We start from the raw sequence: 25,219 nt of genomic DNA on the forward strand, positions 1-25,219 counted from the left end.
GATTACCGTAAAGCTGGGGCTCGAATCGACTGATACCCGGCTGGTCGGCGGAGCTCAACCGAGGAACCGCGCTTTGATCCCACGCTCGCGCTCGTCCTCGATGACGGCTTCGGCGGCGTGTTCGCCACTGATGATCGTCATCGGCACGCCGATCCCCGGCGAGGTGAACCCACCGACGTAATACAGTCCGTCGACCTGCTTTGCCCGATGTGAGGGACGCATCGGCCCGGTCTGGAACAATGTGTGTGCCAGCCCCAGGGCAGTTCCCTCGGGGTAGTGCAGACGCTCGGTGAAATCGTCGACGCACATCGATGCCGCCGTGACGATCCGGTCCCGAAGGTCGACGCCGATGTTCGTGGCGAGGTCATCGAGGACCCAGTCCCGGTATTCCTGGCGTCGCTCGTCGCTGTCTTCCAGCCCCGCCGCGATCGGAATGAGGACGACCACTGCATGGTGGTCTTCGGGAGCGACACCGTCGTCAGTGATCGAAGGGACCGAAAGGTAATATGCCGGATCGTCCGGCCAGCCGGGTTCCTCGAAGATCGACGCGAAGTGTGGATCCCAGTCGTCGGGAAACACCAGCGAGTGGTGTTCGAGCGGGCCCACGTCGCCTTCGACGCCGAAGTACCAAAGCAGCGCCGAGGGTGCGTAGGTCTGGTCGTCCCAGTGGTCGAGATCGTGATCGCGCTTTCCGGGGGAGAGCAACTCGCGCTCGACGTGAGCCGGCGGTGCGTTGGCGACGACCCGGTCGGCACGGCGGCGACCCGCAGTCGTCTGCAGGGCGAGTCCGGTGATGGTTTCCTGGATGTCCGTCACCTCGACGTCGGTTCGATACGTGACGCCCAGTTCCTCGCCGAGTTCGGCCAGCCCCTCGACGAGGCTGTACATCCCACCCTCGGGGTAGTAGACCCCCATGTTGTAATCGACGTGAGACATCAGGTTGTACAGCGCCGGCGTGTTGTGTGGGGAGCCGCCGAGAAAGACCAGCGTGTACTGCAGCAGTTGCTGGAGTTTCGGGTTGTCGAAGTAGTTTTCGACGTGGCCCTGCATCGATCCGAGCATCGTCAGCCCCGGACCGGCGGCGACGACGTCCCGATCGAGCAGGTCGCGAAAGCGGGATCGATCCTCGTAGACGAAGTGTTCCATCCCCACGTCGTAGGTGTGTTCGGCCTCCGCAAGGTACTCCTCGAAGGCCTCACCGCCGCCCGCCTCGTAGGCGGCGAAGATACGCTTGATCTGGTTGCGATCCGGGGTGACGGTCACCCAGTCACAGGGTGCATCGACATCCTCGTCGTAGGGCGTGCCCGCACCCGGGACCGGTTCACTGTCGCGGAAGAACACACGGTACTGCGGGTCGAGTTTCTGCAGTGTGTAATACTCCTCGGGCACGCGGTCGAACTGATCGAAAAAGCGTTCGAAGACGTCGGGCATCAGATACCACGAGGGACCAGTGTCGAAGCGGAAGCCATCGGTTTCGAGCAGGTTCGCGGCCCCCCCAAGGCGGGGCTGCTTTTCGAGGACGGTCACGTCCGCGCCGGCGTCAGCGAGAAAGGCGGCGGCGGAGAGTCCACCGATCCCGCCACCGATGACGTCGACCGACCGGCCGGCGAGTGACCCGGCTGCATTTCCTGTCATGGCACGTACCAGATGCCGCGCTCGCGGTCCATAAATGAACCGACGACCACGTGCGGGAGTGCGATGATACTGATCGAGATGCTCCAGAAGGCGACCAAACCCGGTAACAGCGGCGCGCCACCGAGCGGCTCGCTCGCGACGAACAGGATCGTCCCGACGACGGCGGCCGTCGCGATCGACCCGGCGATCAACACGCCCCAAGCAGTCAGCGCGATCACGCGTGGGTCGTCACTCTCGAGAAACGGCGTGAGGACGCCGCCCTGTTCCGGGACGTCGTCCTCGATGGAGACGTGTCGCCCGACCTGTCGCATGGAGTACCAAAGCGGGAAGTACAGCCCGACGGCGACGACTACGGGCACGACCGCGAAGAAGGCGATCAATACCGCTGTTTCCCCCGCGTCGACGAACCAGGATCGTGTCCCGTCCCGGCGAACGTATCCGAGCCCGACGTGGGCGACGGCGAATGTCGCGAACGTGATCCCGATCAGTGGGCGTGTGACGCTGAAGTACTGCGTAAACGGTTCGAGCCCGCCGGGCTGGAAGATGTTCACCATGTATGCGCTGAACGTCTCGAAGGTCCCCGGCCAGGCAACGATCGGAACGGCCATGACGACACCGCCACGGACCAGTGCGGCGAGATGACGCTGGATGGGCGTCCGGAGGTAACCGCTCCCGGTCTCGGCGTCCATGACGTGGAGGCCGCCGTAACCGCCTTTGAGGACCGCGACGAGGATCGCAAGCGCGAGGCCGGCCACCGGCGCGAGGGCGAACAGGGTGATGAATCCTGCGACGAGCGCGAGATATTCGACGACGTAGCGCCACTGGAAGGTGAGGCCACGCTGGCGGATATTATTGAAGTGTTCGTACCCACCGTGGGGCAGGTTCAGCGCGACCATCCCGAACAGATAGATGGCCGCTTGGGTTGTCAATCCGAGCCGGACCCCCGCTGCCTGGCCCACGACGAATCCGATGGCGATCGTCGCCAGCGCCACGCGAGACGCCACGATCGGTCGGTTCCCCGGCCACGAGACGGAGCCACGGAGGACCGACGATTGACGTGTCGATTGTGCCATGGGCCGGGGTTCGCCCGGCAGAGTCCTCAAGTACCCGCCCAACTCGTTTGGGTCCCCTTCCGGGACCAGCCACGATCGATGGCCGGCGATGACAGACCATTTATTTCGCCGGGGGACTACCTGGGGGATAATGGGGATCGAACAGTTGTCGTGTCCGGCGTGTGGGGCGACATTCGAAATGGGGTTGCCCCGGGATGTGACCGTCCAGTCCGTCACGACGGAGGATCGCGAGGAGCCCGATGACGACCGCGTGAAAGTTCGGCCCAACGCGTGCTCGAACGGCCACGAGTGTTACGTCATGTTCCGCTTTTGAGGGGGCGTCCCTCACCGACTCGCTCACACACGCTCGGGCAGCCATCCACCCGAGACCTCGACGTTCGCACCCGAGATGTAGTCACTGTCAGGATCGAGAAAGAACAGCACGGCCTGGAGCAGATCCTCGAAGTGAGCGGGACGACCACGCGGGAGTTCCTCAGGGAACTCCGCCGAGTTCTCGACGACGTACGGCGAGACCGCGTTGACGGTGATCCCATCCTCGCTGGTATCGGCCGCGAGCATCCGCGTGAACATCAACACGCCCGCCTTCGCCACGAAATACGGGAAATTCTTCGGGCTGACCAGCCCCTTCTCACTCGAAGCGTAGCCGACGTTGACGATCCGGCCGTCGCCCGCCTTTCGCATTCCCGGCAGCGCGCGTTTCGAACACAGATACGTCGCGTCGAGATTGGTCTCCATCACGGTCTGCCAGGTGGCATAGTCTAGTTCGTCCCATCGATCCGGTGCGAACGCACCGACGTTGTTGACCAGGACGTCGACGCTTCCCAGTCTCTCTTCGACCGCGTCGAACAGCCCGTCGACGCTGTCCGGGTCAGTCACGTCCGCCTGGACGGTCAGTGCTTCGACGCCCGCCTCGCGAGCGGCCTCGGCGACTACCTCGGCTTCCTCGGGGCTGGTTCGATACTGGACGGCCACGTCCGCCCCGCAGTCGGCGAGCGCGAGCAGCACCTCGCGCCCGACGCCGCGGGCGCTGCCGGTCACGAGCGCGGTCTGACCGTCGAGGGTCGGCGAGAGCATATTCCGGTTACGGGGGCCGACCACAAAATGGTCAGGACAGCGGGGTAGATTTATTGACGGGCCGGGAGACGCCCCCTTCATGGAGTACGACATCGAACACAGACCCTCCTACGCGTTGCTCTCGGTCGACCTCAACCAGAGCGAAGAGTTACAGGCGGAAGCCGGCGCGATGGTCAGCCACACCGACGGGATCACGATCGACACGAAAGCCCAGGGCGGCATCGTCGACTCGCTGAAACGCACGGCCTTCGGCGGCGAGTCATTCTTCATGAACACCTTCAGCGCCGACCGGCCGGGCCACGTCACGCTCGCCCCACCCCTGCCGGGCGACGTGATCGGCAAGGAACTCGCGGACGAACGCCTGCTCGTCCAGTCGGGGTCGTTCCTGGCCGCCGAGTCGGGGATCGACATCGACACGAAGTTCGGCGGCGGGCGAACCTTCTTCGGCGGCGAGGGCCTGTTCCTGCTCGAACTCTCCGGCACGGGTCGCACGTTTCTCTCGAGTTACGGCGCGATCGAACGGGTCGACCTCGACCCCGGCGAGACCTACACGGTCGACACCGGCCACATCGTGGCCTTCGAAGGCACGACTAACTTTGACGTCAAGAAAGTCGGCGGGCTCAAGTCGACGCTGTTCAGCGGCGAGGGCCTCGTCTGTGAGTTCAGCGGCGAGGGGTCGGTCTGGCTCCAGACCAGAAGTACCGACGCGTTCCTGTCGTGGCTGATCCCGAACCTGCCCGCTGGCGACGGCGGGGATCACGACGAGGGGTTCAGTATCAACTTCTGATCGGCGCTCACTCGAAGACGGCGATCGATCCGCGGTGATTCTTCCCGTGCCGGTTGAGGACGGCCGTTTCGCCGTCTCCCGCCAGTGCCACGGTGTGATCCAGAGGCTGCCCGCTCTTGGCTGCCGGCGAAAGTGTTGTCTGCCGTGCCCAGACACCCTCGGAATGGGCAAACACGGACGCCGAATCCGGGGACGTGTCGGTCGAACCTTCCGGCGTCGTGATACCCACGATGGCACTCGACCCGGCCGCCGAGACCGCGATCGATCGTCCGAAGTCCCGATACGGCACGGAATTCCCAGCCACGAGCTTCGGCCGTGGCGTCCACGAACCCCCGCTGCGCTCGAAGACGTAGACGGACCCCCAGAATAGTGTCTCCGATCCGCCCCGGTGGATCATCACGCGCTCGCCGGGTGCTCCAACGAGCGCGAGCGAGCCGTCGTCGGTCAGCGCGACGGCGGCCCCCAGATTGTTCGACCGCCCGGGCTGTGGAACGAATCGTGCCGTCCGGGACCACGTTTCATCGGAGCGTTCGAAGACATACGCTGCACCCGGATGCCGGTCGCACCCCACGTCACAGAACGGTTCGAAGATCTCCGGGCGACCGGACTTGCCAGCGACTGTCGCCGATCCGGTGATCCCCTCGGAAGTGGTAGTGGTATATGGCGCACCGACGATGATCGTCGCTCCGTCGCTCGATACGGCCGTGGCGTGCCCGAAGCGGTGGCTGTCTTCGGCCGTCAGCTCCGCCGACCCGCGCCACTCACCGTTCGATCGCTCGTAGACGTACGCCGAACCCGGGTATTCGAGTGGGGCTCCGATGACGGCAGTACGTCCGTCCGCCGCGAGCGCCACGCTAGCCCCGAAGCGTTCGGATCGGTTGACGTTCTCGGGCCGTACCTCCGCGGTGCGGGACCACGATCCATCGTGACGCTCGAAAACATATGCGGTTCCACGCACCCGGTCGCTCATCGTTTCGACGCCATGGGTGCCCACGAGAACCGTCGATCCGTCGCGGGAGACGTCGACGCAATAACTGCCGGCCGGGTCGCCGTCGTCGGGGACCGGTAGTGTCCTCAGGGACCACGAGCCATCCGCCCGCTCGAAGACGAACGCCGCCGTCGGATCGTCGGTCTTCCGCGGTTCGGACCGCCGCGCACCGACGACCACTGTCGATCCGTCACCGGACGACCCGATCGATTCCGCGAACCCAACTCGATCCGTCCCGCCACCGGGCGTCAGTGTCGCCCCCCGTGACCAGGACCGAACACCCGGTGCGACGACGTTCGAACACCCGCTAATGGCCGTGATACCGCCGATCCCGGCTAGTTTGAGGGCCCCGCGGCGGCTGATATCCATGGCCGATGATACAAATCACAAATAGATAACGGTTGGTGGAAACCGTCAGGGGTGTGACCGCCGGTTGATGCGACCCCACAGGTCGCGTGTAGCCGGGAGCAGAGCGCGCTGTCAGTCACAGCGCGTTCTCGACGGCGCTCGCCACTTTGCGGGCTTTCTCGGCGAGTGCCTCGGGAACGTCGCCGGCCGCGACCGCCGCGTCGAGTTCGTCGTCGTCGACCCGCTCGACCGTCCCGTCAGTGTGCTTGACCACGTCGACGTGGAGATCGACGTACCGGATTTCGTTCGGGAACACCTCCACGGGCGTACAGACGTTGACGTAGGTCCCGCGCTTGTCGCCGTCCTCGCCCCGGTAGACGGTCGGATACCACCACTTGCCCTCGGTGAACTTCGTGACGGCGACGTCGCCACCCCGGCGCTTTGTGCCCAGCGCGTCGTAGGTCCCGCCGGGTGACATCTCGCGCTCGACGCGGATGGTGCCGTCCGGGTCGCGTTCGGTCACGTCGCCGCGGCCGAGGCTGACCGTCCGCCCGTCGGGCTTGCCGTGGGCGATGGCGACCCGGTCTCCCGCCTGTGGCCCGAACTGCCGCGTCACGACGTCGAACGGGAACTCACCGTCGAGGTCCGGCGCGAGGTCCTCGACGAAGTCGACGGCGGCGCTCGCGCGTTCGTCGCCCGCCTTGATCCGGTGGTGGCCCGGCATCGTCGGCGTCACTTCCCGGCGATCCTCGTCGAGAGCGAAGCGGGATTCACGGCCAAAGAGCACCCACTGCGTTCCGCGACCGTCGACGATCCGACCGGTTGTCGTGGTCTCGTCGTGGGCTGAGAATGCGTCGTCGATGTCGGCGGCCCGGTCGATCAGCGGTTCGAGTTCGGCCTCCAGGACCGCGAAGTCGGCGTCGTCGGCGTCCCGCCCCCATGAGACCCGCCAGCCGTCGGGGACGTCCACCGAGAGCACGTCAAGGAGGTCCGGCCCCGCGGCTTCGGTCGACGCTTCCCGGACGAGCGTGGCCAGATCACCGCGGACCGACACGGTTGTGTCGAGTTCCGGCCGGTCCGTGCTCCAGGGGGCCGCGGGTTCGGCGACCTGGACACGGAGTCTGTCGTCGGTTTCGACGTGTGCGCTGGTCGCGTTGAAGGGGAGAAAGCCCTCGGTATCACCCAGATCGACCACAGCGCCGCTCCCCAGTGTCTCGGTGACGACGCCGTCGAAGATCGCCCCCTGCGGCGTCGGATCCCTCCAGCACAGCGTGTCGATAGCCACGTCGAGGGCATCACGCACCCGTTCGACACCGGCTTGCGTTCCGACGATCGAAACACCCAGTCGTTGCTCGTCAGTTTCGATCGTCACGCTGGCTGGTTCCTCGGCGAACGTGGTCTCGAAACGTCGTTGGATCGGTGTCGAGGCCTGGACGACATCGACGTCGTCCGCCCGAACCAGCCGCTGCGTTATCGCTGTGGCGTAGATACCCCGAACCTGCACGCCGATCGACTCACCATCGGTCATGGTATCGAATACCCTCCACTCGATAAATGATGGTTGTGGGCTTGCACCCACTCCAGAGCCGATACTCGCCGCTTGCGAACGGCTCGTCCCGAACTATCGAGTCGCGGACGATGCTGATCCATGCGGGAGAACAGGACGGTCCGGTTTGAAAACGTCGCGGTACGTGAGTGCGCGCCAGTCAGGCGACCAGGTTCAAGACGAGTACCAGGACGCCAAAGAGCGCGCCGAACGCCACGATCGTCTTGGGATCGATCCGGATCGCGTTGCGGTCCTCGGCGTCGAAATACCTGACGAGACCGGCACTCGACATCAGCCCGCCGCTATCGCTACTACTCATACCCAGACGTGAGTCATCAGCGTGCCTAAGCCTTTCGGCCTCGGGCTCACATCGTTAAACCGCCGCAGTGAAAACGCTTATTTCGCCGCCTCGGCAACGTACAGTGGATATCATGACCGTCACCCTGATGGACTTTCATGCCGACTGGTGTGGGCCGTGTAAGACACAGGAGCCTATTCTGGAGGATCTAGAGGACGACTGGCCGGAGGTCGACTTCGAGCGCATCGACGTCGAGGAAAAACAGGATATCGCCAACGAGTATCAGGTCCGGTCGTTGCCAACCCTGATCATCGAGAACGACGACGGCGTCGTCGAACGGTTCATCGGCGTCACCCAGGGCGGCGACATCGAGGACGCCCTGGAAGAAGCCGCAGCCTGATTGTAGCCGGCAGTCCCGGCTCTCACTCGAAGCGGACGCCGACGTCGTGGAGTTCGTCGTTATGCATCGCCAGATTGATCAAAAGCGGCGTCAGCGATTCGACTTCCGCGGCATTGTCGATCGAACCTGCTCGTAGCGCGCGGATCCCGTCGATCCCGTCTGCGAGGAGTTCGACGCGGTCGACGGCGTCTTCGTCGTCGCCGACCAGAATAGCGTCAAGTGACAGGTCGATGTCGAGGTTTGCAAGCTCATCAGCCGCGAGATTGTGGAACGCGCCGACGACTGCCACGTCGTCGGGTGCTGCATCCGCAGCCAGCGCCGTGACGCTGCCGGCCCCAGGTCGGTTGTAATGCATGCCACTCTCGTCGCGTTGCATCCCGACGGCCGGACTGACGAGCACTGTCTCACCGTCGAGGCCCTCCTCGACCTGCTCGATCGTATCCGCGAGGTGATAAGCCGGGACGGCAGCGACGACGACATCGGCCCCGGCTGCCGCCTCGGCGTTCGCCGCCGCTGCGATGGTCGTTTCCGCGCCGCGACTCGACAGTTCGGTCTCGTACTCCTCAGCTTTTGAACGTGCACGCTGTGGATCGCGTGATCCGATGACGATGTCGTGAGACGTGTGATAGGCCCACCGGAGCGCCAGGCCTTCGCCGATGTCACCCGTCCCACCGAGGATAGCCACTCGCATGTCCGAGATTTCCGGGCGCGACCGTTAAGCCCCCTGCGATCCCGCACGGTTTTCGCCCCCTTCGAGGAGTTCCGGCAGGTCGTTGACCGACTCGACGACGGCGTCGGCCCCTGCTTGCTCGAACTTCTCCCGGCCCGATTCGCTTGTGAGTCCACCGGTCAGGACGCCGATACCGTGATAGGTCCGGTCAGAATCGGTGTCAGCAGCGTTGACGGCGGTGCGAACGTCATCCAGCGTATCACCGGCGAAAGTGACGGTGTCGGCATCGAAGCGTTCGGCTAGCGTCACGAGTGCGTCAGGGTCCGGCTTGCCCGCGTCCCAGTCGTCCATGGTAAAGCGGTGGTCCGCGGGAATGTCCAATCCGACGCGATCCATGGCGATGTCGGCCTCCGCCGCTGGTCGCCCAGTCAGAACACCAACCTCGAAGTTCGCAAGCAGCGTCTCGAGAGTCGACCGATCGACCAGGACGGTCTCGTCGTGGATATAGCCGGCTTCCGAGAGCGTCGGTTCGCTCCCCTCGATCTCCCGATATTTGTCGCTGCCAAGATACAGTTGCTGAAACACCTCACGGAGCTGTTCCCGATCGAGTGCCGCATAGATTCGTTCGCGCGCGGCGGCGTCCATCTCGTCGTCGACGACGGACCGCGCCCCGGAGAATCCGCCCCCGGAGGCGGCAATCCGATCAGTAAATCCCTCGACGCAACGGTCGAATCCTTCGCTCCGGGCGAGCACGTACAACGCGAGCGCGTCAGTCAACTCCCAGTCGTTGTTGAACCCCCCCGCGTCCTTGAACGCCTGCAGCGTGGATCGTGAGATGGTTTCGCCGTGGATGCGCGCCACAGTGTCGACAACGGCCCGCCGATACGAGTCGGCGACGTCCACCAGCACGCCGTCCACGTCAAGTACGACCGCGTCTGACTGCATGGGTATGTGCGCACAGAGGCTCGGGATTAAAGCAGTTTCCGACTGTCGACGGTCGCCGTCCCATCGGCGAGGTATTTAAGCGCCCCCCGTGCATACGGGGTTGTATGCACGTCGACATCGTGCCGGTCGGTGATCTCCCCGCGATGGTCAAACGTGAGGCCTCTGCCGGTCTGCGATCAGTCTACGACTGTGACGTCACCGTCAACGACACCCAGTCGATCCCAGCTGGATCCTTCGATCCTGATCGCGACCAGTACCGCGCAGAGGAATTCATCGACCTCGCCAAGCGAGAGGGGACTGGCGAGAAAAACATCGCGATCACCGACCGGGACCTGTTCTACCGCCGCCGCAACTACGTCTTCGGCCTCGCCTACCTCGACGGCAACGGCAGCGTCATCTCGACGCATCGACTGCAGATGACCTCCGACGGCGGGATCTCGAACAAGTCCAACACCGAGGTGTTCGCCGAACGCGTCCGCAAGGAAGTCGTCCACGAGATCGGCCACACGCTCGGGCTCGAACACTGTGATAACAAGCGCTGTGTCATGAACTTCTCCCCCAAGGTTCGCCAGGTCGACGTCAAAGAACAGACCCTCTGTGGGAGCTGTCAACGTCGCATCCTCTGATCTCCGCGCCGATCGTTGAACAGCGGTTCACCGGCCAAACTATTATTGTCACTGTCTTTGTACTCTAGACGGTGATGGACCGTTCTGTCTCCGATACTATCCGGATCCTCTGTGTGGACGACGAGCGCGACTTTCTGGAACTGACCGCGACCTTTCTCGAACGGGAGCAGCCTTATTTCACCGTCGAGACGGCACCGAGCGCGACTGCAGGACTTGACCGTCTTGGGGACGGAGCCTTCGATTGTGTCGTTTCTGATTACGAGATGCCCGGTGCAAACGGGATCGAGTTTCTCGAAACGGTGCGTGAATCCCACCCCGATCTCCCGTTCATTCTGTTCACCGGGCGAGGTTCGGAAGATATCGCAAGCGATGCCATCTCATCCGGCGTCACCGATTACCTCCAGAAGACCACTGGCTCGGACCAGTACACTGTGCTGGCGAACCGAATCAAAAATGCCGTCGAACAGACCCGATCACGGCGACTGCTCGCGCGCAGCCAAACGCGACTGCGCGAAGTCATCGATGCCATGCCCCACCTGGTGTATATCGTTGCTGAGGACGGGACGTATTTACTCGCCAATCAGGCATTGGCTGACTTCCACGAGACGACAGTCGAAGCGATCGAAGGGGCGACTGTCAGCGAGATTCTCGGGGACCAAGCCGCCGAGCAGTTTCGGGCCGATCTCACGGACGTGCTGGAGTCGAACACGTCAAAACGTGTGCCCGATGTCGAAATCACGTCCCCCAAGGAGAAGACTCACGTCTTCGAACCGCGCCTGTTCCCACACGACCTGGCGGACACGGACACGCGAGCCGTTCTCGGGATCGCCGTCGATCGTACCGAACGGGTCGATCGCGAACGGGAACACGAAGAGACAGACGTCCTGCTTTCGACGCTGTTCGATACGCTTCCGGTCGGCGTGCTGGCCGAGCACGAATCCCGACAGGTGCTTTCAGTCAACCAGCGACTGCTTGACCTGTTTGACGTCGACGAGTCACCGTCAGCCATCGTCGGGACAGACAGTGCGCACCTCAGCGCCAAGATGCGTGACCGACTCGTAGAATCTAGCCGATCGCTCCATCAGCTCGACGAGTCGCCCACCGCCCCTGAGTCGAACACAGATCGGCAACTCGATCTGGGTGATGGTCGCACTGTCGAACAGCACTATCAAACAGTCGACTTTCCGGACGGGATGGGGCATCTCTGGGTCTATCGAGACGTGTCCGAGCACACGAAACGCAACGCTGAGTTGAGCACCGTCGTCGACCGCCTCGAAGGCCTCCACGATGCCACCAGAGATCTCATCCGGGCTGACGATCGGGAAACGGTTGGGACACTCGTGGCTGACTCGGTGAGTTCGATCCTCGACCACCCGAGTAACGTGGTTCGGTTCCGTGAGGGTGACGTCCTCCGACCGGTCGCCGTGACCAGCGACGCCAGGGCGGAACTCGGCGATCGCCCCTCGTATGCGATCGGCGAAGGCTTCCCGGGAGACGTGTATCGGACTGGCGAATCCCGCCTCGTCGAAGACTTCGAGGCGTGCGATCGAGGCGTCGACAATGGCCCACACCGCTCAGCGCTATATGTCCCGATCGGCGATCACGGAACACTGTCGATTGGAAACACTGAACAGGGTGCGTTCGGTCGGGTGGACCGAATGCTTGCGACGGTCCTCGCAGACAACGCGGCGACTGTCCTCGACCGCTTGACCGGCGAACGGACGCTCAAACGCCAGAACGAACGGCTTGCGGAGTTCGGACGGGTCGTGAGCCACGACTTGCGAAACCCGCTCGAAGTGGCACGAACACGCTGTCAACTGGCTATCGAAGATTGTGACCACAGTCATCTAGATGCGGTCGAACGGGCCCACGAACGCATGGAGACGTTGATCGACGATCTGCTGGTGCTAGCTCAAAACGGAGCGACCATCGCCGAGCCGGAGTGGCTCGATTTCGCGACGCTTGTCGATCGGTGTTGGACAACTGTCAGGACAGCCGACGCGACGCTCGAAAACGAGGCCGACGGACGGATCTGCGGCGACGAGAATCGGCTCCGACAACTGCTCGAAAACCTGTTCCGTAACGCGGTCTCTCACGGCGGGGAGACAGTGTGCGTCCGGATCGAAACCACAGACTGCGGGTTTTGTGTGGCCGACGACGGGCCGGGCATTCCGGTTGCGGACCGTGAGCGTGTCTTCGATGTGGGCTACTCGACCAGGGATGCGGGGACCGGATTCGGCCTCAGTATCGTCTCACAGGTGGCTGATGCTCACGGCTGGGACGTGACGGTGACTGAAAGCGATCGTGGTGGGGCACGGTTCGAGTTCACTGACGTCGAGATCGAACCGTAGCTTTCGACGGCACTCAGAACACGCCGGGTGCGACGACGTAGACCAGCAGCGTGCCGACCGTGCCGACGAACAGCGCGAAGATGACTGTCGGGACGGCGACTTTCCGGAGAATATCCCCTTCACGGCCGGCGATGCCGACGACGCCACAGATCGCGGCGATGTTCTGGACCGAGATCATGTTGCCGACTCCGCCGCCGACGTTCTGAATCGCGACGATCATGCCCCGTGAGAGGCCGACGTTTTCGGCCGCGTTGTACTGCAGGGAGTTGAACAGAATGTCGGAGACGGTGTTCGAGCCGGTGACAAAGGTCCCCAGCGCGCCGATCCAGGGCACGACCATCGGGAGTGCCCCGCCGGCCGCGCTCGCAAGCACTTCCGAGAGCACCTGCATCATGCCGGCGATGTTCTCGGGGTTGGTCGCCGACTCCTGCATCACCTGTGTCAGCGAGACGACGACAACGAGCGTGAGTGCCGCCGGTGCGACCTGTCGGACGGACTCCCGCCAGGCTTCGACGGTGCCCTCGACGTCGAGTCTGTAGAGCAGACCCGTGCCGATCGCGATCGGCATGAACGGCATCGTGCCCGGCAAGTACAGGTACTCGATGTCCCAACCGAGTTCGGTCCCCAGAAGGTTGCCGATCTCGAAGGTCACCGCCTGCAACTGGCCTTCGATCCCGAGGCCGGGCCACCGAGTCACCAGGAGGAACCCGGCGACCAGGAGATACGGCGTCCAGGCCAGCCAGACCGGCATTTCCTTGGTCGGCTCGTCGTCGCTGATCGAATCGAGGCTCAGCCCGCCGAGCCAGGTGTCCGACCACCGACCGCGATCGGGGAACGTCCAGGTCTTCTCGGGCACAAGAACGTCGTACTGTGCCATGACGATGCCCAGACCGATGACCACGAACCCGGCGGCAATGTCGGGCAGCGAGTAGCCGATGAACCAGGCGACGGCCCACTGGACCAGCCCGGTGATGACGCCGAGAACCAGCGCGAACGGAACCATGGGGGCACTCGAGCGCGCTGCCCCGCGCACGGTCCGCTCCTCGTCGTCCCCGAACCAGTAGATCAGCAGGAAGACGCCGAGTAACCCCCAGAAGACGAACGTCAGCCCCGTCATGACGCCGGTCCAGGCCGAGACGATCGACTTGAACTCCGCGACCCCGATGGTTCCCGAGAGCGTCGACGATAGCGTCTCGACGCCGGCGTTGATCGGCGTCCCCGCGGCACCGAACTGTGGATTCGGCGCGTTGAAAAACAGGCCGAAGACAGCCGCTGCGAGCGGCGGGAACCCCAGGCCGATGAACAGCGGCGCGGCCAGTGCCCCTGGCGTGCCAAAGCCGGCGACGCCTTCGATGATGGTCTCGAAGCCCAGGCCGATCAACAGCAACTGAACCCGGCGGTCGTTCTCGACGCGCCGGAAGAACCATCGGATCGTGCTGATCGCCCCGCCGACCTCCAGATAGTTCATCAGCAAGATTGCGCCGAAGACGATCAGGATGATGTCGACCGCTTCGAGGACGCCTTTCAGCGCCGCGGCCGCGAACCACGTGCCTTCCATTCCCCAGACGCCCAGCCCGAGCGCCGCCGCGATCACCCACCCGACAGTCATCGACCGTGCTGCCGACCATCGCAACCCGGCCAACAGTACGAACGCGACCGCGATCGGTAGGCTCGCGGCGAGCGCCAGGAGCACTACACTCGCCATGTTGGTTGCACTGACACGGTCCCCTGTGAATAGTCACACGGTTCTCTCCGGTATTTGCCACGATCTATCGGGTTCGATGTGCGGGACACCACGGTCGCGGAAGCGTTGTTTCGTGATCCGTCCATGTCGACCTCAGACAAGATCCAACTCGACGATCGGCAGGTGCCACTCCTCACGGACCGCGCGAAGTTCCTCGCTGCAGTCGATCAGCGATCCGGGCGCGTGGGCGTCCGACCCGATGGTGAAGGAAACGCCCGCGTCGACCAACAGTTCCGCGAAGGACTCGCTCGGATGGAACTCGCCGTAGGCGTCGAGCACGCGGCCGGCGTTGATCTCGGGTACAGTCCGGGAATCAGTGAACGCATCGGCGATTCGTCCGTAGTGATCCTCGGTCAGCAGCCCACGGAGGGCCTCGTTTCGCTCGACGAGATCGACGTGAGCGGCAATCTCGAACAGTTCCGAGTCGACCAGCGAAATCAGGTGATCGACGTACATCTCGACGGCAGCTTCACGCTCTGTTTCGGAGAGGCCGGCGAAGTATGACTGGTTGTGGACGTTGACTCCATCGATCGCGTGGACGCTACCGATGGCATATTCGAAGTCGGCGTCCTCGAGGAACGATTCGATCGCCTCCTCGCGTGCCGCGTGATAATCCATCTCGACGGCGTCGAACAGCCGGAGGTCCGTCCGCTCGCGCGCCCGGTCGATCGCCCGGCGTCGGCGCTCGTAGGTCAGATCCAGGTTGAAGCCGGACGCCTCGCGGTAGGCCTGATCGGCCTCGGCGTCGAAGACGTTGCAGTGATCCGCGAAGCCGACACCGTCGAGGCCGGCCCGCTCGGCAGCGTCGATCATCCGGGGAAGAAAGGAGCCATCGGAGTACGTGGTGTGGACGTGGTAATCGTACATGTGTGCTGGCTTCCGCTCGAAGGGGAATACGGGTTTCGCTCATGAGGGGGCGACCGTCCGTCACTAGGGGCGGCGGAAGGTTCGCCGACTTCACTAGGGGGCGGCGGAAGAGTCGCCGACTTCACTAGGGGGCGGCGGAAGAGCCGCCGACCTCACTCTGGCGCGTAGTAGTACTCGCCGGCCTGCTTTTGCTCCCGGTCCAGACGACTCTCGGGCTTGTTGATCCGGGGGCGGCCCGTGCGTTCGTCACGCCGGAACGTGATGTCGAGGTTGCCCAGGAAGTCGTTCATCCCCGAGCGCATCGACTGGGGGGTGCTGGCGTGGCCGGCGACGGCGGGTTCGCCGTCGAAGACGAGCAGGCGGTCAGCCAGCAGGTCGATCATGTAGATATCGTGGTCGATGACCATCGCCGTCGCGTCGTGGTTCTCGGCGTAGCGCCGGATCGCACTCGTCGCGAGCACCCGCTGTTCGACGTCGAGGTGGGCGCTGGGCTCGTCCAGGAGATAGAGGTCGGCGTCACGGGAGAGACACGCCGCGATGGCAACACGCTGGCGTTCGCCCCCCGAGAGGTCCGTGAGTTGCTGTTCCATGATCCGGTCGAGCTGGAGGGGCTGGGCGATCTCGGTGTTCCAGTAGGAGGTCCCGAAGTCCTCGGCGATCGACCCGAGGAAGGCGTCGACGCGCATCGGCTGGTCGACCTCGACGTACTGAGGTTTGTACGAGATGTCGACGCTGGCGTCGAGTTCGCCGGCGTCCGGTTCGAGTCGGTCGGCCAGCAGCTTCGCGAACGTCGACTTCCCGATCCCGTTGGGCCCGACCACGCCGAGGACCTCGCTCTCCCGGATCTGCCCTGCCTCGACGGAAAGCGAGAACTCGCCTTCGCCGTAGCTTTTCTCCAGACCGGGATACTCGATCACGACGTCGCCCGTCGAAACTGATCGGGGGGCGTGTTCCTCGAACTCGATGGCGTCCTGGCGGATCCGCATGTTCTCGTTTTCGAGATACCCCGAGAGGTACTCGTTGATTCCGTTCTTGACCGACTTGGGATCCGTGATGACGCCGAACGCGCCGGGTTCACCGTACCCGACGTGGATCACGTCCGCGAGGAGGTCCAGTATCGCGAGGTCGTGTTCGACGACGAGCATCGACCGGTCCTCCTCTTCGGCCATCTCCTGGATGAGTCGCGCCGCGGTCATCCGCTGGCCGATGTCCAGATACGGCGAGACCTCGTCGAGGAAGTAAAAGTCCGCATCACGCGCGAGGGCGGCGACGAGTGCCACCCGCTGGAGTTCGCCCCCGGAGAGCGTGTCGATGTCCTGGTCGACGACCGGTTCGATGCCGACGCGCTCGATCAACTCGTCGAGGACGCCGCGCTCGTCGGTGCCTTCGAGGAGGGCGCGCGTCGTGCCGTCGAACTGGTCGGGGATCTCGTCGACGTACTGGGGCTTGCGCGCGACCGTCACGTCACCGTCAAGCAGTGATTCGAGGTAGTCCTGGAGTGCGGTACCGCGATACTCCTCCAGCACAGCGTCCCAGTCGCCGCTCGTGGCGCTGTCCCCGAGGTTCGGCGTGAGTTCGTCCGCGAGAATGTGGACGGCCGTCGTCTTCCCGATCCCGTTCGGCCCGAGAATGCCGGTCACGCGGCCTTCACCGGGGGCCGGCAAGCCGTACAGCGCGAAGGCGTTGTCCCCGTAGCGATGGACCGGATCGTCGGTGAGTTCCTGAGGAAGATTGATGATCTGAATGGCGTCGAAGGGGCACTTTTCGACACAGATCCCACAGGTTTCGCCGAGACAGATCTCCTCGCTGATCCAGACCTGCTCCGGAGCGCCCTCGTGGGGTTCTCCCTCATCGTAGTGGTCCTCTCGCGTGACGATACACTCCTTGCCCGTCCGGTTTGGCGGACAGAAGTTCGAACACTCGTAATTACACCGATCGGGCTGACATCGATCGAGATCGACGACCGCGATAGAATCATCTGCCATGTATTGAATCCTCCTCGGTCCTCGTTATGCCGTGGTCAGCAGGATGCTCCAGGTGACAAACCAGAGTGAAAACGTCATAAAGCCGACGTAGAGGTAGTCTTTCGTGGAGAAATCCCCAATATCGACACCGAGGATATACAGTATCGGGAACTGGGCGATAGCCGCGGCGATGACGAGACCGAGCGCCGACTGTGACTGCCCAACCGTAAAGAGTTCGTGAGAGGAGACGCCGGCGATCACCCCCGCGATCGTGGAGAGGGCGGTGACCGTGACGCTCTTGGCGTGGCCGGTCAGCCGATGTGACGTTTCGATAGCCATACGCCATGATCGGCCACGGGGGCTAAAAAGCCGTTCGTTCGACGGAACCAGAAGCGTGCGCCGTAGACGGGGCGCTCATCGGTTCCCCACGAAAGACGACTCCTCAATATTTATACGGCCGGCGAACGTTGGTTCGTTCAATGGCTGAACCTGACGAGGAAGACATCACAGATCTCCCGCCGAGTGCCAAACTCGTCTTCAAGGTCCTCGAATACAAGGGCCCGCTGACACAGAAGGGAATCGTCGAAGAATCGATGCTCTCGGCCCGCACAGTCAGATACGCGCTCGAACGGCTCGAAGAAGTCGATGTCGTCTCCGAGGACGTCTACTTCGCTGACGCCCGGCAGAACCTCTACGAGCTGACCACCGGCGACGACGCCACCGAGAAACAGGATCAGGCCGTCTCCGACTGAGTCTACTCGAAGCTGCTGTCTGCTTGCGATTTTCTCCTTCTTTCCGTCGTTACGTCGACCCACTGGTGACGAGTTCGCTGATCATCGTGTGGACGAACTCGCGTTCGTCGTCGTTGACCCCGTGGCCCATTCCCTCGTACAGTCGTTCGGTCACGTCGGCGTTCAAGTGCTCGAATACCGCGGAGGTCTCCCGGACGCGTTCGGCAGCGATGTGTGGGTCGACATCGCTACATCCCAGGAAGACAGGGGTGCCCGCAAGGTCGCCATCGTAGTCCTCGACGTCGACTGACTCGCCGATGAGACCACCGCTCAGCACGGCCAACCCACCGTAGCGCTGTGGGTTACGGGCGACGTACTCACTGGCGAGACACGCACCCTGCGAGAAGCCAAGAATCAGTGTTCGGTCAGTCGGGATTCCGGCGTCGACAGCCTCACCCACGGCGTCGGAGATCGCCTTGAGACCCGACGATCGGCCGGGCTCGTTCGACTCGACGATCGCGGTGAACGGGTTGGGGTACCACGTGTTCCGGGCGGCCTGTGGCGCGAGATACGCCACGCGCTCCCTGGGGAATCCCTCAGCCATCCGGAGAATGCTCTGGGCGGTTGCGCCGCGACCGTGGACGAGGACAGCGGCGGCATCGGCGTCTTCAATCGGTGCACCAGCGGTAACGAGTGGTTGATCGTGGTGTGGTCCGGACACTGCTACTCATCTCAATACACGCCGCCATCTCGCTTAAGCGCGTTGCAAACGGAAGTTTCGGTGGGTGCTGACTGTCGATTTCGAGCCCGGGACGATCGATGACTGGACACTCTCCAAGTCGGCGACGAATCAAACGACGAGATCGTGACTGAACGGATCAACAGCTACGAAACCCAGGAGCTGACCCTGTTCCGCGGTGGTGACGAACTCTGAACGAAGACAGAAGCGAGGGGCTTCGATCAGGACTGGGCACGGTCACAGACGTCCGCCCAGCGATCGCGTTCTTCGAGGCGGGACTGGAGTGCACGGGCGTACTCCTCGGCGAGTGCTTCGGCCGTTTCGCGAAGCTGGTCGCTGGGTTCACCGACGCCAAAGGCCCCCTTGACGCTGTCGAGGATCCCGCCGTCACTGTCGGACGTTGCGGCGGACCCCGGCTGGCGATCGCCGATGCGGCGGATCTCGTCCATAACACTCGATAGCTTCCGAGCGTCGACGACTAGATCGGCAGTCTCGGGATCCTCGGGGCCGTCGATGTCGAACTCGACGGCAGTCATGACCAGGCCCCACTGCTGGCTGGACAGCGGCGAGTCCGCGACCCGATCGGCGAACTCCTGGTCGGTCTGCATGCGCTCGGCGGCGATCCGTTCGGTCCACGATCCGTCAGTCATACCACAGGCTTGTTCCTCGATACCCATGAGGGTTTTCGACGCCGTTCGCAACCCTTCTGTCCGTGGCGTCCGAAGAATCGTCAGCATGCAACCAGTCGGATTCATCGGACTCGGTGCGATGGGCGCACCGATGGCCGAAAACGTCAGTGAGGCGGGCTACCCGCTCGTCGTCTACAACCGGACGCGATCCCGTACGGAACCGTTCGCCGAACGGGGAGCGACCGTCGCCGACTCCCCCGCAGACGTCGCGAATCGGGCGGACACCGTCGTCGTGATGGTCACCGACGACGAGGCGCTCGAGGCGGTCCTCGACGGCGAAAACGGTCTCCTCGCTGGGCTCACGTCGGAGACGACCGTCATCCAGATGAGTACGGTCACGCCAGCCGCCACCGAGGCTGCGGCCGAGGCAGTCCGGGATGCAGGCGGACAGTACGTCGATGCGCCGGTCTCTGGCACGGTCGGCCCTGCCGAAGAGGGGACGCTCACCGTCCTCGCTGCGGGTCCCGAACGGTTGCTCGAAGACGTCGAGGGGATCCTCGCCGCGATCGGGGAGCCGATCGTCGACTGCGGGGCGGTCGGCGACGGCGCGCGCATGAAACTGTTCGTCAACCTCCTGCTCGGGGACATGATGGGCGCGTTCGCCGAAGCGCTCGCCTTCGGCACGTCCCAGGGACTCGACTACGACGACATGCTTGCCGTCGTCGAGGCCGGCGCGGTGGACTCACCGCTGTACTCGATCAAGGGCGAGAACATCGCCGCCGGCGACTTCGAGCCGCGATTCCCCGTCGATCTACAGTTCAAGGACCTCCGGTACGCTGTCGAGGAAGCCAACGACGCCGGTGTCCCGTTGCCACAGACGGCCGCCGCACGCGAGACGTTCAGCGCCACCAGCGGCATGGGCCACGGCGAAGCGGACATGGCTGCTGTCGTGAAGTTCTTCGAGCAGGTGGCCGGGCTGTCGGTCGGCGAGCGCGAGTCCTGACCGCCAGACTGACGCGCGGGCAACGTGCTGGCGGTATCAGCCGGTCGTGGATCAAAGGCGGGGCAGTCGAACGTCACAGTGTCTCATCGTGCCCACTGCCTGGGGATCCGCGGAGTTCGTCGCCACCGGTGGCTTTTCCTCCCCCGGCGGTGGAATTCACATCGTGCTGACGAAGGACCTGCTAGCCGTCTCCCGCGCTGGCGGCGGGTACCACCCAGAGTTCGTCGACGAGGGCCACCGGGACCTCGCGGCGCGAGTGATCGGCGTCTTTCAGGGCCACGTCGGCGAGCGCCGCGAGACACTCACCGATGCCCTGACGGAAGTCGAACGCGAGTCCGACGATTTCAAACTCGTCCGCGGGTTCGCCAAGCTCCTCGAACGCGACGCCACCTTCGAGACACGAGCACCCCTTCCGCCGGAGCGAGCGCGCCGTGCAGCCTTCGAGGCCGCCGAGTCGATCGGGGTGGTCACCGAAGGCGAACGAGCCCGTGCGCTCCAGCAGGCCGCCGACCGCCTCGGCAGCGACCGGGCCGCCATCGAATCGTCGCTGTACGCCGATCTCGACGCCCGACAGATACTCACAGAGTTCGACCGACAGTGGACACCGGCGGCGTTGCTCGAACAGTACAATCTCTCGCTGGCTCAGACGGCGCTGTTCGACGCAACCGCCATCCGGATCAGCTCCGCCGATCCGAAAGCACTCGTGCGTGCTGTCAAACGTCTCGGGCTGCTTTACGAGGTCCGAAAGACCGACGACGGAGCGCGGGAACTCCACGTGACTGGGCCCGATGCACTGTTCAAGTCGACCCGTCGGTACGGCACCCAGTTCGCCCGACTCCTGCGGAGCGTGGCGAAAACCGACGACTGGCGACTCGAAGCCACCATCGATGACGACGGGCGCGAGCGGACGATGACCCTCACCGACGCCGACGTCTCGGTGCCCGACGTCGACCCGATCGTCGAGCCCACCTACGACAGCGACGTCGAGGCCGACTTCGCCACCCGTTTCGCGTCGCTGGATCTCCCCTGGGACCTTCGTCGCGAACCCGAACCGCTCGAAGCCGGCGCGAGCGTCGCGATCCCCGACTTCGCCTTCGAATACCGCCACGGTGACTTCCGCGTGTTCTTCGAGATCATGGGCTTTTGGACGCCGGCGTACGTCGAGAAGAAACTCGCCCAGTTCGATACGATCGATGACGTCGAACTGCTGGTCGCCTACGACGAGAGCCTTGGCGTCGGCGAGGCGATCGAAGCCCGGGACCATCGGGCGATCCCCTACACCGGCTCGGTCCGAGTGAAGGACGTCCGGGACGCGCTCCGGCGCTACGAGACCGATCTCGTCGCCGCGAACGTGGCCGAGTTGCCCGCCGAACTCGAACCTGAAGCCGACGTCATCACGCTCGCCGAACTGGCCGAGACCCACGGCGTGAGCGAAGATGCCGTCGAGACGACGAGTTTTCCCGAACACGAGTTGGTCGGTCGGACGCTGGTTCGGCCGTCGATTCTTGCTGATCTGGCTCAGCGGATCGAACCCGAGATGACCCTTTCCGAGGCCGAAGCAGTCCTCGACGAGTACGGAATCGACGATGCCAGCGCCGTGCTTTCGCGGTTGGGCTATCGCGTCGAGTGGGAGGGGCTGGGTGGCGGCGTGATCCGCAGTCAGAAATCAGCCTGATCTACAACTCCCGTCGTCGCCCTTTCGGCACCTGTGACCGAAGTTCGCCGTGAATATACAGCCCGACGCCCAGTGGTTCGACCTCGCCGGCGAGGTTGTGGGCCACGATCAGGTACCCCCAGTCGCCGTCCCACTCGATCGCTTGATCATCGCCCGCGAGGAACGTCCGGGCCTGCTCGCGTGAGAGATGAATTACGCAGGTCTCGGCGTGGTGTCCAAAGCGCTGGACGGCTTCGAGCGTCGGCTTCCAGTGTTCCTGGCGCGTCCGAAGGAAGGTCATGCCGAGCGCTTCGATGTGGACCGGCGACGGAAGATCGCCGTAGAAGACCCAGATCTTGCCCGAGCCGCGCTCCCAGAACGTGTGCTCCTCGAACGTCTCCGGCGGGACGCCGAAGCGATCGTCCCAGTAGTCGAGCACATCCTGGCGGGTCGGTCGACCCTGGACCTCGCGCTCGTCCTCTGTCGCCGGCAACCGGTCGAATCGATCGCCGTCGTTCTCACCGAGTTCGGCGTCGCTCGATGCGCTCCCGTCGGTCATGCTGGCACCTCCAGTTTCGCGACGAAGAACCCGCCCGTGTCATTGAGGTGGGGATAGACCCGGTGGGCCTTCCGGACGCTCGGATCGAAGGTCTCGCCGTCCCACTCGGTCACGCCGGGTCGACTGTCGAGCGGGAGGTCGCTCGAGACGAGCCGGGCATCGGTCTCTTCGAGGGCGTGGTCGAGGACGGCCTCGTTCTCCTCGGGAGCGAACGTGCACGTCGAGTAGACAACGGTCCCGCCGGGCTTGGTGACCTCGACGGCGCGCCGGAGGATCCCCTTCTGGGCACCGGCGATGCCGGAAACGTGATCGAGCGACCACTGCGCCAGTGCATCCGGGTTCTTCCGGATCGTCCCCTCACACGAGCAGGGCGCGTCGACGAGTGCGTGATCGTATTGCCTGCCGTCGAACGGCTTCAGCGAGTGGTTGCGCGCGTCCTCGTTCGTAACTGCAAGATTTGTGACGCCGAGGCGTTCGGCGTTCGACCGCAACGCCGACAGCCGACCGAGGTTGTTGTCCGTCGCCACGATTGCCCCCTCGTCGTCCATCAGCGCAGCGAGTTGGGTCGTCTTGCTGCCCGGTGCGGCCGTGGCGTCCCAGACGCGATCACCCGGGTCGGGATCGAGCACGACCGGCGGCAGTGCCGAGACTTCCTCCTGACCGTGGAGCCACCCCTGCACGTACGGCCAGTTCGATCCAGGATTGTCGTCCGGCAACCGCAACAAACCGTCGTGCCAGTCGACCGTCTCGTAGGTGATCCCCTCCGTCTCCAGGGCTGTCTTCGCCCGCTCGACGGTCGTCTTGAGCGTGTTGACGCGGACGACCGACGGGAGCGGGCGGCGACAGGCAGCACGGAATCCGGACCAGTCCTCGAAAAGCGACTCGTAGCGCTGCAACACGTCCATGGAATGGATTGCGCGGGCGCTCGTTTGTCGGTTTCGACCGCCAGCTTCATCACGCGCTCTCAAGACGGCTTGCCGGCACGTTTTTTGATGCAAGGGCGTGAAGTGCTGTCATGGCACAGATAACGGTCCACGAGACGGAGCTTTCGCTGTCGAACCCGACCCTCGTCGAGGGGTTGCCGGGCGTCGGGCTGGTCGGGAAGATCACCGCGGATCATCTGATCGAAACCTTCGAGATGACCCATTATGCGACGTGTCACTGTAAGGGACTGCCGGAAGTCGCGATCTACCACGAGAACGACCCGGAGATCACCGGGGCCGTCCGGCTGTATGCCGACCCGGAGCACGAACTCCTCGTGCTCCAGAGCGACGTCCCGGTTTCGCCGAACGCCGCCGAGGAGTTCGCCGGGTGTCTCACTGGCTGGATTCGCGATCAGGACGCCCTCCCGATCTACCTCAGCGGCCGCTCGACGGACCCGGACGACGAGCGGGCGACCTACGGCGTCGCGACGGGCGAAGCCGGCGAGATTCTATCTGCCCACGACATCGCCCCGCCGGACGAACGAGGGGCGATCAGCGGCCCGACCGGCGCGTTGCTCTATGAAGCACATCGACAGGATCTCGATGCGCTCGGGTTGATCGTCGAAGCGTCAGCCAGGTTCCCCGATCCCGCGGCCGCCACGTCGCTGATCGAGACGGCGATCGCCCCGATCACTGGACTCACCGTCGAAACGGACTCACTCCTCGACCGCGCCGAGGAGATCCGAGCGACACGACAGCAACTCGCCCAACGGATGCAGCAGGCCCAAGAGGAGAGTTCGAAGGCCGAACCGGTCGGGATGTACCAGTAGGCAGATACGATCCGGGGCCCGCGTCGAGCGTCTCGAAGCGCTTTTGCGCTACGCGGCAAAACCAACGTACAACGCTGTGATAGATGTACTGGTAACCGGGCTTGCCGGGTCGATATTCGGGCTGGCGCTGGCCGCGCCACCGGGGCCGATGAACGCCGTCATCGCCGAGGAAAGCGTCGTGGGCGGCTTCCGGGCCGGCGTCACTGCCGGGCTGGGGGCGATGGTGGCCGACGCGACGTTTTTCGTCCTCTCGGTGCTCGGCGTTGTCGCGATCGTCCAGGAAGCGACGCTCCTGCAGGGAACGATGGTCGGGATCGGCGGCGTGTTGATGCTGTACTTCGCGATCGACGCCGTCCGTGAACTCGACCGGACGTTTACCACGTTCGACGAGGACGCGACCACCGGGGCCGGTCACAGCGGTGACCGACCCGACGCACGAGGGTTTCGGCGGGCGTTCGTGCTTGCACTCACGAACCCGTATCAGATCATCTTCTGGCTGACTGTCGGCGTCGGCCTTCTCACGCCGGGCACGGTCGACGTCCTCTCCCAGACGCCGTACGTGGGCGGGCACCTCGAGGGGCTGCTCGTCGTTCGAACAGGTAAGCCGACGCTGCTCGTGGGCTTTTTCGCCGGGATCGGCGTCTGGATCGTCGGCTTCCCGGCGACGCTGGTGACTGCCGGTCGGCGAGTCGACCGCTTCGCTCCGGCGGTCGCCGTCCTCAGCGCGGTCTTTCTGGCCGGCTTCGGCGTGTTCTTCCTGTACGACGCCCTGTCGACGGTCGGTCTCGTGGGATGAGACTGGCGGGGACCCGGCGTTCGCTCCCGGCGACGGGGT

27 protein-coding genes are annotated in these 25,219 nt (G+C 64.2%); 11 read left to right on the forward strand and 16 right to left on the reverse strand.

What is annotated here, in order from left to right; all coding sequences use genetic code 11:
• Positions 1 to 54 precede the first annotated feature (54 nt).
• Positions 55 to 1,635 (reverse strand): phytoene desaturase family protein, encoded by a 1,581-nt coding sequence (locus HUTA_RS01540; RefSeq protein ID WP_012795382.1) that lies wholly within the window; start codon positions 1,633 to 1,635, stop codon positions 55 to 57.
• On the reverse strand, positions 1,632 to 2,708 hold the full coding sequence (locus HUTA_RS01545) for a Brp/Blh family beta-carotene 15,15'-dioxygenase (protein ID WP_012795383.1): 1,077 nt from the start codon (positions 2,706 to 2,708) through the stop codon (positions 1,632 to 1,634). The genes HUTA_RS01540 and HUTA_RS01545 overlap by 4 nt, the downstream gene beginning before the upstream one ends.
• Positions 2,709 to 2,838: 130 nt before the next feature.
• On the opposite strand from HUTA_RS01545, the gene brz reads away from it, so the two are divergent.
• Positions 2,839 to 3,021: a transcriptional regulator Brz gene (gene brz, locus HUTA_RS01550; protein ID WP_012795384.1), complete on the forward strand. Its 183-nt coding sequence runs from the start codon at positions 2,839 to 2,841 to the stop codon at positions 3,019 to 3,021.
• Positions 3,022 to 3,044: 23 nt separating this feature from the next.
• Here brz and HUTA_RS01555 read toward each other — a convergent pair whose 3' ends face one another.
• Positions 3,045 to 3,782, reverse strand: a complete 738-nt coding sequence (locus HUTA_RS01555; protein WP_012795385.1) for an SDR family NAD(P)-dependent oxidoreductase — start codon at positions 3,780 to 3,782, stop codon at positions 3,045 to 3,047.
• A 79-nt stretch (positions 3,783 to 3,861) separates the two neighbouring features.
• On the opposite strand from HUTA_RS01555, the gene HUTA_RS01560 reads away from it, so the two are divergent.
• Positions 3,862 to 4,569, forward strand: coding sequence for a TIGR00266 family protein (locus HUTA_RS01560; protein ID WP_012795386.1), 708 nt, complete (start codon positions 3,862 to 3,864; stop codon positions 4,567 to 4,569).
• A 7-nt stretch (positions 4,570 to 4,576) separates the two neighbouring features.
• Here the strand turns inward: HUTA_RS01560 and HUTA_RS01565 are convergent, their stop codons facing one another.
• The 3 genes from HUTA_RS01565 to HUTA_RS01575 form a co-directional block, all read right to left on the reverse strand.
• The gene (locus HUTA_RS01565; RefSeq protein WP_012795387.1) at positions 4,577 to 5,926 is read right to left on the reverse strand and encodes a hypothetical protein; all 1,350 of its coding nucleotides are present in this window, start codon (positions 5,924 to 5,926) and stop codon (positions 4,577 to 4,579) included.
• 115 nt (positions 5,927 to 6,041) lie between these two features.
• Positions 6,042 to 7,433, reverse strand: coding sequence for a DUF402 domain-containing protein (locus HUTA_RS01570; protein WP_012795388.1), 1,392 nt, complete (start codon positions 7,431 to 7,433; stop codon positions 6,042 to 6,044).
• Positions 7,434 to 7,611: 178 nt separating this feature from the next.
• Positions 7,612 to 7,770 carry a preprotein translocase subunit Sec61beta gene (locus HUTA_RS01575; protein WP_012795389.1) on the reverse strand — a complete coding sequence of 53 codons (159 nt, stop codon included), beginning with the start codon at positions 7,768 to 7,770 and terminating at the stop codon, positions 7,612 to 7,614.
• Positions 7,771 to 7,882: 112 nt separating this feature from the next.
• Between HUTA_RS01575 and HUTA_RS01580 the strand changes: the two genes are divergently transcribed.
• Positions 7,883 to 8,149, forward strand: a complete 267-nt coding sequence (locus HUTA_RS01580; RefSeq protein WP_012795390.1) for a thioredoxin family protein — start codon at positions 7,883 to 7,885, stop codon at positions 8,147 to 8,149.
• 22 nt (positions 8,150 to 8,171) lie between these two features.
• Here HUTA_RS01580 and npdG read toward each other — a convergent pair whose 3' ends face one another.
• Positions 8,172 to 8,840 carry an NADPH-dependent F420 reductase gene (npdG, locus tag HUTA_RS01585; protein ID WP_012795391.1) on the reverse strand — a complete coding sequence of 223 codons (669 nt, stop codon included), beginning with the start codon at positions 8,838 to 8,840 and terminating at the stop codon, positions 8,172 to 8,174.
• Positions 8,841 to 8,864: 24 nt separating this feature from the next.
• On the reverse strand, positions 8,865 to 9,764 hold the full coding sequence (locus tag HUTA_RS01590) for a TIGR01548 family HAD-type hydrolase (RefSeq protein ID WP_012795392.1): 900 nt from the start codon (positions 9,762 to 9,764) through the stop codon (positions 8,865 to 8,867).
• A 104-nt stretch (positions 9,765 to 9,868) separates the two neighbouring features.
• Between HUTA_RS01590 and HUTA_RS01595 the strand changes: the two genes are divergently transcribed.
• Positions 9,869 to 10,390, forward strand: a complete 522-nt coding sequence (locus HUTA_RS01595; RefSeq protein ID WP_012795393.1) for an archaemetzincin family Zn-dependent metalloprotease — start codon at positions 9,869 to 9,871, stop codon at positions 10,388 to 10,390.
• Between the two features lie 74 nt (positions 10,391 to 10,464).
• Positions 10,465 to 12,741: a response regulator gene (locus HUTA_RS01600; protein ID WP_012795394.1), complete on the forward strand. Its 2,277-nt coding sequence runs from the start codon at positions 10,465 to 10,467 to the stop codon at positions 12,739 to 12,741.
• A gap of 13 nt (positions 12,742 to 12,754) precedes the next feature.
• On the opposite strand, the gene HUTA_RS01605 is transcribed toward HUTA_RS01600, so the two are convergent.
• From HUTA_RS01605 to HUTA_RS01620, 4 genes are all read right to left on the reverse strand, one after another.
• Positions 12,755 to 14,446, reverse strand: coding sequence for an L-lactate permease (locus HUTA_RS01605; RefSeq protein ID WP_012795395.1), 1,692 nt, complete (start codon positions 14,444 to 14,446; stop codon positions 12,755 to 12,757).
• Positions 14,447 to 14,578: 132 nt separating this feature from the next.
• Positions 14,579 to 15,352, reverse strand: a complete 774-nt coding sequence (locus HUTA_RS01610; protein WP_012795396.1) for a PHP domain-containing protein — start codon at positions 15,350 to 15,352, stop codon at positions 14,579 to 14,581.
• A gap of 152 nt (positions 15,353 to 15,504) precedes the next feature.
• On the reverse strand, positions 15,505 to 17,337 hold the full coding sequence (locus tag HUTA_RS01615; RefSeq protein ID WP_012795397.1) for a ribosome biogenesis/translation initiation ATPase RLI: 1,833 nt from the start codon (positions 17,335 to 17,337) through the stop codon (positions 15,505 to 15,507).
• A 24-nt stretch (positions 17,338 to 17,361) separates the two neighbouring features.
• Positions 17,362 to 17,655, reverse strand: coding sequence for an EMC6-like membrane protein (locus tag HUTA_RS01620; RefSeq protein ID WP_012795398.1), 294 nt, complete (start codon positions 17,653 to 17,655; stop codon positions 17,362 to 17,364).
• A gap of 140 nt (positions 17,656 to 17,795) precedes the next feature.
• Between HUTA_RS01620 and HUTA_RS01625 the strand changes: the two genes are divergently transcribed.
• Positions 17,796 to 18,068, forward strand: coding sequence for a MarR family transcriptional regulator (locus HUTA_RS01625; protein WP_012795399.1), 273 nt, complete (start codon positions 17,796 to 17,798; stop codon positions 18,066 to 18,068).
• A 49-nt stretch (positions 18,069 to 18,117) separates the two neighbouring features.
• Here HUTA_RS01625 and HUTA_RS01630 read toward each other — a convergent pair whose 3' ends face one another.
• Complete coding sequence (locus HUTA_RS01630) at positions 18,118 to 18,768, reverse strand: alpha/beta hydrolase (RefSeq protein ID WP_012795400.1); 651 nt, start codon at positions 18,766 to 18,768, stop codon at positions 18,118 to 18,120.
• Positions 18,769 to 18,870: 102 nt separating this feature from the next.
• Here HUTA_RS01630 and HUTA_RS16145 point away from each other — a divergent pair, with 102 nt between their 5' ends.
• A complete protein-coding gene (locus tag HUTA_RS16145) occupies positions 18,871 to 18,981 on the forward strand; it encodes a DUF7557 family protein (protein ID WP_449404459.1) in 111 nt (36 codons plus the stop codon).
• 26 nt (positions 18,982 to 19,007) lie between these two features.
• Here HUTA_RS16145 and HUTA_RS01635 read toward each other — a convergent pair whose 3' ends face one another.
• Entirely contained in the window at positions 19,008 to 19,436 is a 429-nt protein-coding gene (locus HUTA_RS01635) for a DUF5799 family protein (RefSeq protein ID WP_012795401.1), read from the reverse strand.
• A gap of 85 nt (positions 19,437 to 19,521) precedes the next feature.
• Here HUTA_RS01635 and HUTA_RS01640 point away from each other — a divergent pair, with 85 nt between their 5' ends.
• Complete coding sequence (locus HUTA_RS01640; protein ID WP_012795402.1) at positions 19,522 to 20,418, forward strand: NAD(P)-dependent oxidoreductase; 897 nt, start codon at positions 19,522 to 19,524, stop codon at positions 20,416 to 20,418.
• A 163-nt stretch (positions 20,419 to 20,581) separates the two neighbouring features.
• Positions 20,582 to 22,093, forward strand: a complete 1,512-nt coding sequence (locus HUTA_RS01645) for a DUF790 family protein (RefSeq protein ID WP_012795403.1) — start codon at positions 20,582 to 20,584, stop codon at positions 22,091 to 22,093.
• Position 22,094: 1 nt separating this feature from the next.
• Here the strand turns inward: HUTA_RS01645 and HUTA_RS01650 are convergent, their stop codons facing one another.
• Positions 22,095 to 22,631, reverse strand: coding sequence for a DUF7122 family protein (locus HUTA_RS01650; RefSeq protein ID WP_012795404.1), 537 nt, complete (start codon positions 22,629 to 22,631; stop codon positions 22,095 to 22,097).
• Complete coding sequence (locus HUTA_RS01655; RefSeq protein WP_012795405.1) at positions 22,628 to 23,536, reverse strand: RsmB/NOP family class I SAM-dependent RNA methyltransferase; 909 nt, start codon at positions 23,534 to 23,536, stop codon at positions 22,628 to 22,630. Before HUTA_RS01655 ends, HUTA_RS01650 begins: the two co-directional genes overlap by 4 nt.
• Before the next feature lie 110 nt (positions 23,537 to 23,646).
• On the opposite strand from HUTA_RS01655, the gene HUTA_RS01660 reads away from it, so the two are divergent.
• Positions 23,647 to 24,384: a proteasome assembly chaperone family protein gene (locus HUTA_RS01660; protein ID WP_012795406.1), complete on the forward strand. Its 738-nt coding sequence runs from the start codon at positions 23,647 to 23,649 to the stop codon at positions 24,382 to 24,384.
• A 112-nt stretch (positions 24,385 to 24,496) separates the two neighbouring features.
• Complete coding sequence (locus HUTA_RS01665; protein ID WP_049941393.1) at positions 24,497 to 25,180, forward strand: LysE family translocator; 684 nt, start codon at positions 24,497 to 24,499, stop codon at positions 25,178 to 25,180.
• Positions 25,181 to 25,219: the final 39 nt, after the last annotated feature.

Source organism: Halorhabdus utahensis DSM 12940 (genome assembly GCF_000023945.1).
In the GTDB taxonomy this organism is placed as follows: Archaea; Halobacteriota; Halobacteria; order Halobacteriales; family Haloarculaceae; genus Halorhabdus; species Halorhabdus utahensis.